General features: G+C 63.5%; 13 protein-coding genes. 3 read left to right on the forward strand and 10 right to left on the reverse strand.

The genetic code is table 11. From position 1 onward, the window contains the following. Positions 1-4: 4 nt before the first annotated feature. The 5 genes from DTX69_RS20060 to eno form a co-directional block, all read right to left on the reverse strand. A complete protein-coding gene (locus DTX69_RS20060) occupies positions 5-1,372 on the reverse strand; it encodes a pyruvate dehydrogenase complex E1 component subunit beta (RefSeq protein WP_119303336.1) in 1,368 nt (455 codons plus the stop codon). 15 nt (positions 1,373-1,387) lie between these two features. Next, complete coding sequence (gene pdhA / locus DTX69_RS20065) at positions 1,388-2,395, reverse strand: pyruvate dehydrogenase (acetyl-transferring) E1 component subunit alpha (protein WP_119303337.1); 1,008 nt, start codon at positions 2,393-2,395, stop codon at positions 1,388-1,390. 195 nt (positions 2,396-2,590) lie between these two features. Continuing rightward, positions 2,591-2,908, reverse strand: coding sequence for an FtsB family cell division protein (locus DTX69_RS20070; protein WP_119303338.1), 318 nt, complete (start codon positions 2,906-2,908; stop codon positions 2,591-2,593). 83 nt (positions 2,909-2,991) lie between these two features. After that, the gene (locus DTX69_RS20075) at positions 2,992-3,387 is read right to left on the reverse strand and encodes a cupin domain-containing protein (RefSeq protein ID WP_119303339.1); all 396 of its coding nucleotides are present in this window, start codon (positions 3,385-3,387) and stop codon (positions 2,992-2,994) included. Positions 3,388-3,389: 2 nt separating this feature from the next. After that, complete coding sequence (eno, locus tag DTX69_RS20080) at positions 3,390-4,676, reverse strand: phosphopyruvate hydratase (RefSeq protein WP_119303340.1); 1,287 nt, start codon at positions 4,674-4,676, stop codon at positions 3,390-3,392. Positions 4,677-4,853: 177 nt separating this feature from the next. Between eno and DTX69_RS20085 the strand changes: the two genes are divergently transcribed. Beyond that, positions 4,854-5,579: a hypothetical protein gene (locus tag DTX69_RS20085; protein WP_284735941.1), complete on the forward strand. Its 726-nt coding sequence runs from the start codon at positions 4,854-4,856 to the stop codon at positions 5,577-5,579. A 4-nt stretch (positions 5,580-5,583) separates the two neighbouring features. Here the strand turns inward: DTX69_RS20085 and DTX69_RS20090 are convergent, their stop codons facing one another. Further along, entirely contained in the window at positions 5,584-6,852 is a 1,269-nt protein-coding gene (locus DTX69_RS20090; RefSeq protein ID WP_162917387.1) for a YihY family inner membrane protein, read from the reverse strand. Between DTX69_RS20090 and DTX69_RS20095 the strand changes: the two genes are divergently transcribed. Next, positions 6,852-8,414, forward strand: a complete 1,563-nt coding sequence (locus DTX69_RS20095) for a S8 family peptidase (protein ID WP_119303343.1) — start codon at positions 6,852-6,854, stop codon at positions 8,412-8,414. The genes DTX69_RS20090 and DTX69_RS20095 overlap by 1 nt on opposite strands. 30 nt (positions 8,415-8,444) lie before the next feature. Continuing rightward, positions 8,445-8,696 (forward strand): hypothetical protein, encoded by a 252-nt coding sequence (locus DTX69_RS20100; protein WP_119303344.1) that lies wholly within the window; start codon positions 8,445-8,447, stop codon positions 8,694-8,696. Between the two features lie 9 nt (positions 8,697-8,705). Here DTX69_RS20100 and kdsA read toward each other — a convergent pair whose 3' ends face one another. The 4 genes from kdsA to tpiA form a co-directional block, all read right to left on the reverse strand. Then, the gene (kdsA, locus tag DTX69_RS20105) at positions 8,706-9,557 is read right to left on the reverse strand and encodes a 3-deoxy-8-phosphooctulonate synthase (RefSeq protein ID WP_119303426.1); all 852 of its coding nucleotides are present in this window, start codon (positions 9,555-9,557) and stop codon (positions 8,706-8,708) included. A gap of 10 nt (positions 9,558-9,567) precedes the next feature. Then, positions 9,568-11,193 (reverse strand): CTP synthase, encoded by a 1,626-nt coding sequence (locus tag DTX69_RS20110; protein ID WP_119303345.1) that lies wholly within the window; start codon positions 11,191-11,193, stop codon positions 9,568-9,570. Positions 11,194-11,293: 100 nt separating this feature from the next. Beyond that, positions 11,294-11,686 carry a preprotein translocase subunit SecG gene (gene secG / locus DTX69_RS20115; RefSeq protein WP_119303346.1) on the reverse strand — a complete coding sequence of 131 codons (393 nt, stop codon included), beginning with the start codon at positions 11,684-11,686 and terminating at the stop codon, positions 11,294-11,296. A gap of 75 nt (positions 11,687-11,761) precedes the next feature. Continuing rightward, positions 11,762-12,529 carry a triose-phosphate isomerase gene (gene tpiA / locus DTX69_RS20120; protein WP_119303427.1) on the reverse strand — a complete coding sequence of 256 codons (768 nt, stop codon included), beginning with the start codon at positions 12,527-12,529 and terminating at the stop codon, positions 11,762-11,764. Between the last annotated feature and the right edge of the window lie 138 nt (positions 12,530-12,667).

A 12,667-nucleotide genomic window follows, 5' to 3' on the forward strand; every position in this document is an offset into this window, starting at 1 on the left:
CTCCCTACTTGTAAGTAACGCGCTTGACGGCTTCGACGATGTTCTCGGCCTGCGGCAGAGCCAGCTTCTCGAGATTGGCAGCATAGGGCATCGGCACGTCCGCCCCATGCACGCGCACGACCGGGGCATCGAGCCAATCGAACATCTGCTCCATCGCCAGGGCCGCGAGCTCGGAGCCGATGCCGGCAAAGGGCCAACCCTCTTCAACGGTCACCAGCCGGTTGGTGCGCTTCACGGAGTTGACGATGGTCTCGATGTCGAGCGGACGGATGGTGCGCAGGTCGATGACTTCCGCCTCGATGCCCTGCTTCGCCAACTCGTCGGCGGCGATCAGCGCGACACCGACCATGCGCGAGAAAGCGGTGATGGTGACGGCATCACCGGGCCGCACGATCTTGGCCTTGCCGATCGGCACGATCCACTCGGGATCGGTCGGCACCTGGAAGGTCTGGCCGTAGAGCACCTCGTTCTCAAGGAAGATGACCGGATTGGGATCGCGAATTGCGGACTTCAGCAGCCCCTTCGCATCGGCCGCCGACCAGGGCGACACGACCTTGAGACCTGGGCAATGGGCATACCAGCTCGCATAGCACTGCGAATGCTGCGCCGCCACGCGCGCCGCCGCGCCATTCGGGCCACGGAAGACGACCGGACAGCCCATCTGCCCGCCGGCCATGTAGAGCGTCTTGGCGGCGGAATTGATGATGTGGTCGATCGCCTGCATGGCGAAGTTGAAGGTCATGAATTCGACGATCGGCTTGAGACCGGCCATCGCCGCGCCAACGCCCATCCCGGTGAAGCCGTATTCCGTGATCGGGGTATCGATCACGCGCTTGGCCCCGAACTCCTCGAGCAAACCCTGGCTGACCTTGTAGGCGCCTTGATACTCCGCGACCTCCTCACCCATCAGGAAGACGTCTGGATCGCGGCGCATCTCTTCCGCCATCGCGTCGCGCAGGGCCTCGCGGACAGTCTGCGCGCGCGTCTCGCCCTTGTAGTCCGCCTCGGCTGGCGCCGGCTTTACCGTTACAGGCGGCGGTGGTGCGGCGGCCGTCGTGGTCTCCGCGGTTTGCGGGCGCATCTCGTTCTTCGGCGGCGCCTTCGCAGCCGGCTTGGCGCCAGCTTCCTCGTCATCGCCGCGCACGATAGCGATCGGCGTATTCACCGCGACGCCCTCGGTCCCGGCCGGCACAAGGATCTGATCCAGCACGCCCTCTTCGACGGCCTCGACTTCCATCGTCGCCTTGTCGGTCTCGATCTCCGCCAGGATATCGCCGGGCTTCACCGCATCCCCGACCGACTTGCTCCACTTGGCGAGCTTGCCTTCGGTCATGGTGGGAGACAGAGCGGGCATCAGAACTTCAACGGCCATCTTCGCCTCCCCTCCTCACGCTTCCAGCAGCACATCGGTCCAGAGCTCCGACGGATCGGGCTCGGGCGATTGCTGGGCGAATTCGGTGGCGGCAGAGACGATATCCTTGATCTCGCGGTCGATGTCCTTGAGCTTCGCTTCGTCGGCGACCTTGTTGCTGAGGATATACTCGCGCAGCCGGTCGATCGGGTCGTGCTCCTGCCGCATCTTCGCGACCTCCTCCTTGCTGCGATATTTCGCCGGATCGGACATCGAGTGGCCGCGATAGCGATAGGTCATCATTTCCAGGATAAAGGGCCCCTTGCCCTCGCGCGCATGAGCCAAGGCCGCCGCCCCGGTCTTGCGCACGCTCATAACGTCCATGCCGTCGACCCGTTCGCCGGGAATGCCGTAGGCGACGCCGCGCTTGTAGAGCTCCGTCCCGGCTGAGGAGCGCTGCACACTGGTGCCCATGGCGTATTTGTTGTTCTCGATCACGTAGACCACGGGCAGCTTCCACAGCGCCGCCATGTTGAAGCTCTCGTAGACTTGGCCCTGGTTGATCGCGCCGTCGCCCAGGTAGCACATGGTGACCTTGCCATCCTCGCGGTAGCTGTGTGCGAAGCCGAGGCCGGTGCCCAGCGGGACCTGCGAGCCGACGATGCCGTGGCCGCCATAGAAGCCCTTCTCGCGGCTGAACATGTGCATCGAGCCGCCCTTGCCCTTGGAGTAGCCGCCGCGGCGGCCGGTAAGCTCCGCCATCACGCCTTTGGCGTCCATGCCGCAGGCCAGCATGTGACCGTGATCGCGGTAGGAGGTGATGACCGTGTCCCCCTGCTCGGCCGCAGCCTGCATGCCCACCACGACGGCCTCCTGGCCGATATAGAGGTGGCAGAAGCCGCCGATCAGGCCCATGCCGTAGAGCTGGCCGGCCTTTTCCTCGAACCGGCGGATCAGCAGCATGTCGCGGTAGTACGTGAGGATCTCTTCGGGCGTGGAGTCACCGCCGCTTTTGGCAGCGCGGCTTTGAGCGGATTTCGCCATGGTTAACCCCTGACTGGCTGGAGTGGCGAGCTTTAGGAACGGTCGCGCGGGTTGAACCGCTTTTCGCGGATTATCGCGAGAAAACCGCAAAAAGCAAGGAAGTTAAACTATTGTTCCATATGGCAAATCTGTGATTAACTCGAAATCAGTTAATCGCAGAATTTTCGCACCGTGCAGGTGCACTTCTTGGATGGTTTATTGCTTGGGCAGGAAGATGACGAGGTCGTCCGGGTGGCTGAAATTGAGCATGATGCGCGCCCGTTCTTCGAGCATGTCGAGGTCGAGGGAGGAGTTGCTGAGCAGCGAAACCCGTTGCTCCAGGGCCGCGCGATGGGCCCCACTCTTGGCCAGTTCCTGTTGTGCCGCCTCGAGTTGCTGGTTGACGCGCAGCCACGCGAGGATGCCGCGGTCGCCCTGGACGGCGTGATAGATGAAATAGCCGGCCACGCACGCGCCCAGCAGCTGAGCCGCCAGAGACTTGAGTCGTCGTTGAAATTCGCGCGGTACCTGCATGACGAGACGGAATCACACTCGGATTCATCTCGTCAACAGAATTGCGAGCGGGATCAGGCTGTTCTTGCGAAATGCCGCACGCCTTACGACAAAGTCGGCCGATGTTCTGTGTTTTCGCCGGCCGTGGCGAAAAGGAGATCGCCCTCTTCCTCGATCTGGAAGGTGTGCCAGACGCCCTTCGGAACGATAAAGGCTTCACCTGCTTTGAGGGGCGCATCGCGCCGGCCCGAGGGCTCCTCGAGAATAATCGTCGCGCGACCGGACAGCAGCAAAAGGAACTCATCGCCGTCGGGGTGCCGCTCCCAGTGATCGAGCGGCCCCGTCTCCAGATGCGCACAGCCGACCAGACGCCCATCAAGGCGCAGCCGTCGCGCAATCAGATCGCTCCAGAACTGAGGGTTGGCTTCGTAGCGCTCGATATCGTGCCCGCGTGTGAAGTGCAGAAAGGTGCGCTTGAGGTCGATCGCACCCTTCGGCATGGCTACCGCCCCTTGCGCGCCAGTGCGGCGCGGCCGCCATACCGAGCGGCCGATCCCAGCCCCTCTTCGATGCGCAGGAGCTGGTTGTATTTGGCGATGCGGTCAGAGCGTGACAGCGAGCCGGTCTTGATCTGCCCGCAATTCGTGGCGACGGCAAGGTCGGCGATGGTGGCATCCTCGGTCTCGCCGGAGCGGTGGGACATCACGGCGCGATAGCCGGCCTTGTGCGCCATCTCCACGGCCGTCAGCGTCTCGGTCAGCGTGCCGATCTGATTGACCTTGACCAGGATCGCATTGGCGATGCCCCGATCGATGCCGGTTGCCAGGCGGTCGGGATTGGTGACGAAGAGGTCGTCGCCGACCAGCTGCACCTTGTCACCGATGGCCCGGGTCAAAGCCTTCCAGCCGTCCCAATCATCCTCCGCCATGCCGTCCTCGATGGAGAGGATGGGATAGGCCGCGGTCAGCTTGGAGTAGAGCGCCACCATGCCGGCGGCGTCGAGCACCTTGCCCTCGCCTTCCAGGTGATATTGGCCGTCCTTGTAGAACTCGGTAGAGGCAGTATCGAGCGCGAGCGCGACCTGCTCGCCGGCCTTGAAGCCTGCCTTCTCGATCGCCTTCACAATGAAATCGAGCGCCTCTTCCGCGCTCTTGAGATTGGGCGCGAAGCCGCCTTCATCGCCGACATTGGTGTTGTGGCCGGCGGCCTTGAGCTGTGCCTTCAGGGCGTGGAAGACCTCCGCACCCCAGCGGATCGCCTCGGCGCAGCTTTCGGCCGCGACCGGCATGATCATGAACTCCTGGAAGTCGATCGGATTGTCGGCATGGGCGCCACCGTTGATGATGTTCATCATCGGCACCGGCAACACGCGCGCCTGCGCACCGCCCACATAGCGATAGAGCGGCAGGCCCGCTTCCGCAGCGGCCGCCTTGGCGATGGCCAAGCTGACGCCGAGGATCGCATTGGCGCCGAGACGGCCCTTGTTGGGCGTGCCGTCGAGCTCGATCATGATCTGGTCGATACGCACCTGATCGGCGCCGTCGAGGCCACCGATCGAGTCCTGGATCTCGCCATTCACCGCCTCGACGGCCTTGAGCACACCCTTGCCGAGGTAGCGGCTCTTGTCGCCGTCGCGCAGCTCGACCGCCTCGTGCGCGCCAGTGGAGGCGCCAGAGGGGACGGCGGCACGACCGCTCGCCCCGCTCTCCAACGTGACGTCCACTTCCACGGTCGGATTGCCGCGGCTGTCCAGGATTTGCCGCGCATGCACGTCGACGATCGCACTCATGCCTTGCTCCCTAGAAACTATTCGCGCCCGTTATATCGCAGGAAACGCGACGGTCTAGCGAAATTACCGCACGCCATTGAGCGGCAGGTGACCGGCACGCGTGGGTACTTTCGAATGCCCGACCGGTATGCTATTGGCGTCCCCCCTATTCGCGCGGCTCGCTCCATGAGGAACATCATGCCGGTACGCAAAATCAAGTATTGCTGGCCATTGGCGATAATTCTGCTGCTGGCAGCCTGCTCGCCAAAGCCGGCTGACGATGCCGCGCAGGCTGCGGAAGCGCTGAAGGACTCGGCACGCTATCTGATCATCCACACGGCGCGGGCGCTTGACGTGGTTGAGTGCGGCGGAGGCAGCGCAAGGTGGGCTGTCCGCGTTGCGGCAGACCCGCAGGCTTGGCGCATCGATCTCAAGCAGGTCAAGGACGTGACGCTGGGTGAGCTGGAACGGCTCGAGTATCAGGCGCAGCAGGATTATCCGATCGTGCCGCCGCTGCGCTCAGGGCCCGAGCTCGGTGTTTACCGCACGACGGGATACCTTGTCAGGATCGAGGCCATGGACGACGGCGATCTGCACATGATCATTGCGGATACGCCCGTCCCGGCGGAGCGCTTGATGCGCGGCATGGCCGTTCACACTCTCACCGCGGAGGTGCCAGACCCCCTCTGCGTCCAAGGCAGGCACGACCAGGTAAAGGGACCCAGCCGCTTTGCCGATCAATTCCGCACCGTCCGTCACACCTTGGCTGCTGCGCTGCCGGACGTTGATGAAGGCGCGTTCTTGCCCGGCATACCGATTGAAATCATCGGAATCGGTGGCATGGATCAAGAAAAGGCCAGCCGCCTCATAGAGCTGGAGCTGCACCCGGTCCTGGCGGTGCGGATCGGCCGAACCGGAGCGTAACGCTCTATCGCAATCCGTGCGCCTTGAGCGTGTCCTCGATGCTGCGGTCGAGCAGGCCGCGCTCGCCGGCGGCGAGGTCCGTCATGACGCCCATGGTCTGCTTCGGCACATCCTGGACGTCTGCCAGGCTGAGATTGAGAGCGTCGACTAGGTCGTTCAGCGTGACCTCGTTGAGGTCGCGCGCCAGCACCCAGCGGCGGTTGTCGCTCCGGACGACAAGCCGCGCGCCCCGCAGCATGTCCATGACGTAGGTGAGCTTGCCGATCTCGGCACCCAGATCGCGGCTCAGATAGTCCAGCTTCTCACCCCCACTCGAAGTGCTCTGGACAGCGCGAAGGCTTGCCAGCGCACCCAGCGCCAAGCCCAGCATGTCGCCGCGCCGCGGTCGTTCGTTCGGGTCGCGCCGGCCGGAGCGCCATTCCGGCAGCGAGGCGGTGATCTCCGCGCCGACCAACACCACCAGCCAGCCAACATACATCCAGATCAGGAAGAATGGCAGCGCCGCCAAGGCTCCATAGAGTGTCTGATAGGTGCCAACCATGCCGAGGTAGATGCCAAACCCGCGCTTCAGCAGCTCGAAGAGAGCTGCGGCGATAACGGCGCCGGTGGCCGCATCCATCCAGCGCACCGGCCGCGTCGGGATCAAACGGTAGAATAGCAGGAAACCGACCGCTTCCAGGATGAAGGGCGCGATCGCGGTATAGACGCGCACAGCGGACGACAGATAGCCCGACGACTGCGCCACGGCGAACGCATACCCGGACACCGAAAAGGCGATGCCGAACAGGATCGGACCCAACGTGATCAATGCCCAATAGACCGGGAAGCGCTGGATCTTGAACCCGCGACCGCCACCCCAGATGCGATCGAACGCAGTCTGGATCGTGTTGATGAGGAGCAGTGCCGTCACGGCCAGACCCAGAATGCCGGCTCCTGTCGTCTGCCCTGCATTGCGGATGAAGCCCTGCAGGTGCTCTTCGACCATGACCGCCAGGCTCGGTGCGACGTTCTCGATCAAGGCCCGCAGCATGGCCTCGCGCATGTTGGCGAAGGCCGGGAACGCCGCAAACATGGCAAGGCCGATCGCCATCAATGGCACCATCGCCAGCAGTGACGTGTAGCTGAGCGAGGCCGCGACCGACGGACAGGAATCGCGCGCGAACCGCCGCACTACATAGCCGGTCAGGCCGTAAGCCTTGTGCTGACGCGTCTTGTCGAAGATGGATCTCAGACGGCTCGTCTCCGCCTCGTCAATCGGGCTCTCGGGCTGCAATGCAGAGTCTCGGCGATCGCCTTCCATGCGAAAAACTAGGCTCCGATACGCGGCTGGGTCAATTGCCCCCCAACGGTCCGGAAGTGTCTAATCTTCAACCGGTGGAGGTGAACAGCAGAGCTTACCTGCAAATAGCGCGAAGTTGCTTGTATTTACACAATCTATTGTTGCTCGTGCGGAGGATTGCCATGGGTATTGCTTCTAGGCCATCGCCGACATCGGTTCTCACCCGGGCGCTGCCCGCTCCGAAGCTGAAATTTGCACCGGGACAGTTGGTCCTCCGTATCAAGGCGAAGTCGCTATCGCACCTCGGCACGGCGATATCAGCGCGATCAGTCAGTGGGGCAGCGCTTGCAACGATGCCGGAATCGGTCAGCCGCCCGCTCGAGTACCTCCAGAACAATATGGGCCTGAGAGCGATGAAGCCGTTGTTCGTCGGGGCCGCGCCGCCACGTCCAGGTGCCGGTGCCCGCGTCACGGCGGCGCACGCCAAGGCCTGCGCCCTGACCAGCGTTATGTGTGCCGAGGAGAGCGCGCTCAGCGGCATCAACCTCATTGAGGTGGACGAGAAAGAGCTAATCCCGTCCCGCATGAGGCATTTGGAGCGATCCGATGCGATCGAGTACGTGGAGCGCATGCCGGCCCACTGGCTCGTGGCGCGCCGCAGTCGATTGCCGAAAGGCGCCGACCCGCGGCTGAACCTGCAGTGGGGGCTCCGCGCACTTGGCTGGTTCGAAGCTAAGCGGCCTTCCGCCGATGCCGTCGAGGTTGCGGTGCTGGATACCGGTATCGACACAGGCCACCCCGACCTGGCGCATGCAATCATCGAATACGAGACGAACAGCTTTCCCAAGCGGGACATCGTTGGGCATGGCACACATGTCAGCGGGATCATCGGCGCGATCGCCGATAATTCGATTGGAATCGCCGGCGTGGCGAACTGCAAGCTGCGCATCTGGAAGATCTTCTCGGACACGCCGTACCAGGGCGAATATTACGTCGATAGCGATGCGTTCTTGACGTCTCTTCGCGCGGCCGCAAACTCGGGCGTGCGTGTGATCAATCTCAGCATCGGTGGCACCGAGCCTTCGCGGACCGAGCAGATTCTGTTCAATTACGTCGCTACCAGGGGCGTCCTCGTCGTCGCCGCCATGGGGAATGAATATCAGGAAGGCAATCCGATCGAGTATCCGGCGGGCTACGAGCACGTGATGGCTGTGGGCGCGGTTGGCGTCAACCTCACGCGGGCGGAGTTCTCGAATACCGGGCGGCACATCTCCGTCGTGGCGCCCGGCGTCGAGATCTTGTCGACGCTGCCCATGAGGGCAGCTCCCCCCTATCGCACGGAGAAGGAATACGATTCGTGGAGCGGCACTTCAATGGCGACACCGCATGTCGCGGGCGCAGCCGCGCTCCTGTTTGCCACGAACCCGTCGTTGAACCCGAACCAGGCGCGCCGCAGCCTGGAAAGGACCACCAGGAAAGTTCCGCAGATGAGGGGCAACGCCTTCACGCGTGATTATGGCTGGGGGCTGGTGAACCTTCCGAAGCTGCTCAAATGAGGCTATGGTTGGCCCCTGTGATGGCATGACATGAAATTCCACCTGAAGATACGTGACGGAGCCACCGAGCAGGACCGGTCGCAGTTGGAGCAGGCCGCTCGAGATTGTGGCGCAAGCATCATGCGCCCTCTTTTCCCCGACGCGCCCGAGCCATCGCTCAACACGCTTTACTCAGTCGATGTATCGGATGGTACTGCCGAGAAGTTTGTGGCCTCTGTCCGCTCGCTTGCCATCGTCGAATTCGTCGAGAAACAGGCCAAGCGCACGATCCGCCGCGGTTAGTCGCGTCGTCTAAGGTGCGACACTCTCGATCGGGCGGGACTTGGCGATCTTGTCGAGCGCAACCAGGGTTTCCAGCACGCGGCGCAGGTGTTTGATCGGCACCATGTTGGGGCCGTCCGAGGGTGCGTGGTCGGGGTCCTGGTGGGTCTCCATGAAGACCGCGGCGACGCCAACAGCAACGGCGGCGCGGGCCAGCACGGGCACGAACTCGCGTTGCCCGCCGCTCGAGGTGCCCTGGCCGCCCGGCTGCTGTACCGAGTGCGTGGCGTCGAATACGACCGGATAGCCGGTATCGGCCAGGATCGGCAGGGAGCGCATGTCGCTGATCAAGGTGTTGTAGCCGAAGCTCGCCCCGCGCTCGCACAGCAACACATTGTCGTTGCCGGCGCTGTGGCACTTGGCGGCGACGTTCTTCATGTCCCAGGGCGCGAGGAACTGGCCCTTCTTGATGTTGAGGGCGCGGCCGGTCTTCGCGGCGGCGACGATGAGGTCGGTCTGCCGGCACAGGAATGCCGGGATCTGCAACACGTCGACCGCTTCGGCGACCTGCGCGCATTGCTCCGGCGCGTGTACGTCGGTCAGCACCGGCACGTCGAACGTCTCGCGCAATTCAGCCAGGATCGGCAGGCTCTTCTCCATGCCGAGACCGCGGGCGGCGGTGACGCTGGTGCGGTTCGCCTTGTCGAAGCTGGTCTTGTAGATGAGGCCAATACCAAGCTCACGCGTCAGCTCTGCCAGAGCCCCGCACATCTCGTGCGCATGCGTCCGGCTCTCGAGCTGGCATGGTCCGGCGATCAGGGCAAACGGCCTGTCGTTGCCGATCTCAAGATTGTGGATCTTAACGTGGCGCGACTTTGTCATGGCAGCCACCTTACACTAGGCGCGATTGGGTTACGGCCGCGCCGATGAACGAAACAAAAAGCGGGTGCGGCTCAAACAGGCGCGACTTCAGCTCCGGATGGAACTGCACGCCAATGAACCACGGATGATCGGGAATTTCCACGATCTCCGGCAGGATGCCATCCGGCGACATGCCCGAGAAGACCAGCCCCTGCTTTTCTAGCCGTTCCTTGTAGTTGATGTTCACTTCATAACGATGACGGTGGCGCTCGAAGATCGCGTTCTTGCCGTAGATGCCGGCGACCGCGCTGCCCGGCTTCAGGATCGCCTCGTAGGCGCCGAGGCGCATAGTCCCGCCGAGATCGCCGCCGGCCATGCGCTTCTCGAGCACATTGCCGCGCACCCACTCGGTCATCAGGCCGACTACAGGCTCCGGGGTCGACCCGAACTCGGTCGAGCCGGCGTTCTTGACTCCGACGAGGTTGCGCGTCGCTTCGATCACCGCCATCTGCATGCCGAAGCAGATGCCGAAATAGGGAACCTTGCGCTCGCGCGCGAACCGCGCCGAGTTGATCTTGCCTTCCGAGCCGCGCTCACCGAACCCGCCGGGCACCAGAATGCCGTGCACGCCTTCCAGATGCTGAACCGTGTCCTCCTGCTCGAAGATCTCGGAATCGATCCAGTTGAGATTGACACGAACGTTATTCGCGATGCCGCCGTGGCGTAGTGCTTCCGCCAGCGATTTGTACGCATCCAGCAGCGAGGTGTATTTGCCGATCACCGCGATGTTCACTTCGCCTTCCGGCGAGCGGATGCGGTCGACCACTTCCTGCCACTTGGAAAGGTCCGGCTCCTTCGCATCGATGCCGAAATGGCGGCACACTTCGCGATCGTAGCCTTCGGCGTGATACGCGAGCGGCACGGCATAGATCGTGTCGACGTCGAGCGCCTGGATCACCGCGCTCGGCCGCACGTTGCAGAACTGCGCGATCTTGCGCCGGCTGTCGGCGGGGATCTCGCGATCGGAGCGGCACAGCAGCAAATCGGGCTGAATACCGACCGCCTGCAGTTCTTTCACCGAATGTTGCGTCGGCTTGGTCTTGAGCTCGCCGGCGGCGGGAATGTACGGCACCAGGGTCAGGTGCACGAACATCGCGCGCTCCTTGCCCAGCTCGTTGCCGAGCTGGCGGATCGCTTCCAGGAACGGCAGGCTCTCGATGTCGCCGACCGTGCCGCCGATCTCGCACAACACGAAATCTTCATCGTGCAGGTCGGCTTTGATCCATTCCTTGATGGCGTCGGTGACGTGCGGAATGACCTGGATGGTGGCGCCGAGATAGTCGCCGCGCCGCTCCTTCGCGATCACGTTGGAATAGATCTTGCCGGTCGTGACGCTGTCGGTCTGGCGGCAGGAGATGCCCGTGAATCGCTCATAGTGGCCGAGGTCGAGGTCGGTCTCCGCGCCGTCATCCGTCACGTAGACTTCGCCGTGCTGATACGGGCTCATCGTGCCCGGATCGACGTTCAGATAGGGATCGAGCTTGCGGAGGCGAACCTTGAAGCCCCTGGCCTGCAAAAGCGCACCAAGAGCCGCCGACGATAGCCCCTTCCCCAACGAAGAAACCACGCCGCCGGTGATAAAAATGAAGCGAGACATGGACCGACTTTATGAAACGAGTCGGGCGCGCCCAGCAAGGAAACAATCTCCTCTGGGATCACCCGAGTCGGATTGACGAAAAGCGCCCTTGGAGGGAGACTTAATCCCCCGTCGGCACTGCTGGAGTCGCTGGCTGTACCGGTGCGGTTTCCGCCGGCGCAGTGCCCCCAGGCGCAGCCTCGCCAGCTGGCGCGCTTTGCTCCACGGGTGCTGTCACAGGTGCAGTTCCGGTCGTTCCGGGCACGAGCGGGCCGTGATCGGTCGAGCGGCTGCCGATGATCGCCAGTGCCAGGCTGGTCACGAAAAAGGCTGTCGCCAGGACGCCGGTCGCCTTGCTGAGGGTGTCGGCCTTGGCGCGGCCGGACATCAGGCCGCCAAGCCCGCCGCCGCCACCGCCGCCCAGGCCGCCGATGCCGCCTTCCTTCTTCTGCAGAAGGATGGCGCCCACCAGCCCCATGGCGATTAGGACGTGAATGACCAGAATGATTTGCATCGAACTATCCAACACTACCGAGAACGGCGCGGGTTCTATCCGCTTTTCAATGACTTCGCCAGTCGGAATATTGGCCTAGGCGCCTGCTGCGGCAAGGGCGATGCCCCAGAATTCCTCGCCTTTCAGGCTGGCACCGCCGACTAGGGCGCCATTCACCTCTGCCACGTGCATCAGGGTCGCGGCATTGGAGGCCTTCACCGACCCGCCATAAAGGATCCGCATCTCCGCCCCGTCCTTGAACCAGGCCTTCAGCAGGCTGCGGATGTGGGCATGGACGGCGGCGACATCATCCGGCGTTGGGGTCCGTCCGGTGCCGATCGCCCAGACCGGCTCGTAGGCGATCACCAGATTGCCGGCGGCGGCATCCGCCGGAACCGAGCCCTCCAACTGCGACGAAATTACATCCAAGGTGGCGCCGCGGTCACGCTCCGCCTCGGTCTCGCCGACGCAGACGATTGCGATAAGGCCGGCCTCGTGCGCCGCCTTCGCCTTCGCGGCGACCTGCTCGCTCTTCTCCGCGTGATCCGCACGGCGTTCGGAATGCCCCAGGATCACGTAGCGGCAGCCGCAATCCGCCAGCATCGCCGCCGACACGTCGCCGGTGTGCGCGCCCGACTGCTTCGTGTGGCAGTCCTGGGCGCCAAGCGCGATGGCGCTGCCTCCCACAAGTCGCGCTGCCTGCATCAGATAAGCCGCGGGCGGGCAGACCAGCAGATCAGCCGCCAGATCCGGCTTTGATGCCAGGCGGCCTTTCAGATCGGCGATCAGCGCCTCGTTCTGGGCGCGGCTGCCATTCATTTTCCAGTTTCCGGCGATCAGGGGTCGCAGGCGCAATGCAGTCATGGCGGCCGTCATCCTTGGATTGGGGGCGGGAGAAGCTTGTTAGCACAGCGCTTTTTGGCCTGTCAGCCATCCAGTTTCGGGCCGGCGTGCGCGCATTCTGCCCCTCCGTCACCCCTTGCCGCTGCCCTTGCCGCTCTA

It is taken from the genome of Dongia deserti (assembly GCF_003574735.1).
In the GTDB taxonomy this organism is placed as follows: Bacteria; Pseudomonadota; Alphaproteobacteria; order Dongiales; family Dongiaceae; genus Dongia_A; species Dongia_A deserti.

What these genes read in the sequence shown, in the direction of transcription:
- DTX69_RS20060 (WP_119303336.1), bottom strand. Translation starts at nt 1,372, where the DNA reads ATGGCCGTTGAAGTTCTGATGCCCGCTCTGTCTCCCACCATGACCGAA.
- DTX69_RS20070 (WP_119303338.1), bottom strand. Translation starts at nt 2,908, where the DNA reads ATGCAGGTACCGCGCGAATTTCAACGACGACTCAAGTCTCTGGCGGCT.
- DTX69_RS20100 (WP_119303344.1), top strand. Translation starts at nt 8,445, where the DNA reads ATGAAATTCCACCTGAAGATACGTGACGGAGCCACCGAGCAGGACCGG.
- pdhA (WP_119303337.1), bottom strand. Translation starts at nt 2,395, where the DNA reads ATGGCGAAATCCGCTCAAAGCCGCGCTGCCAAAAGCGGCGGTGACTCC.
- secG (WP_119303346.1), bottom strand. Translation starts at nt 11,686, where the DNA reads ATGCAAATCATTCTGGTCATTCACGTCCTAATCGCCATGGGGCTGGTG.
- tpiA (WP_119303427.1), bottom strand. Translation starts at nt 12,529, where the DNA reads ATGACTGCATTGCGCCTGCGACCCCTGATCGCCGGAAACTGGAAAATG.
- DTX69_RS20075 (WP_119303339.1), bottom strand. Translation starts at nt 3,387, where the DNA reads ATGCCGAAGGGTGCGATCGACCTCAAGCGCACCTTTCTGCACTTCACA.
- kdsA (WP_119303426.1), bottom strand. Translation starts at nt 9,557, where the DNA reads ATGACAAAGTCGCGCCACGTTAAGATCCACAATCTTGAGATCGGCAAC.
- eno (WP_119303340.1), bottom strand. Translation starts at nt 4,676, where the DNA reads ATGAGTGCGATCGTCGACGTGCATGCGCGGCAAATCCTGGACAGCCGC.
- DTX69_RS20110 (WP_119303345.1), bottom strand. Translation starts at nt 11,193, where the DNA reads ATGTCTCGCTTCATTTTTATCACCGGCGGCGTGGTTTCTTCGTTGGGG.
- DTX69_RS20095 (WP_119303343.1), top strand. Translation starts at nt 6,852, where the DNA reads ATGCAGAGTCTCGGCGATCGCCTTCCATGCGAAAAACTAGGCTCCGAT.
- DTX69_RS20085 (WP_284735941.1), top strand. Translation starts at nt 4,854, where the DNA reads ATGCCGGTACGCAAAATCAAGTATTGCTGGCCATTGGCGATAATTCTG.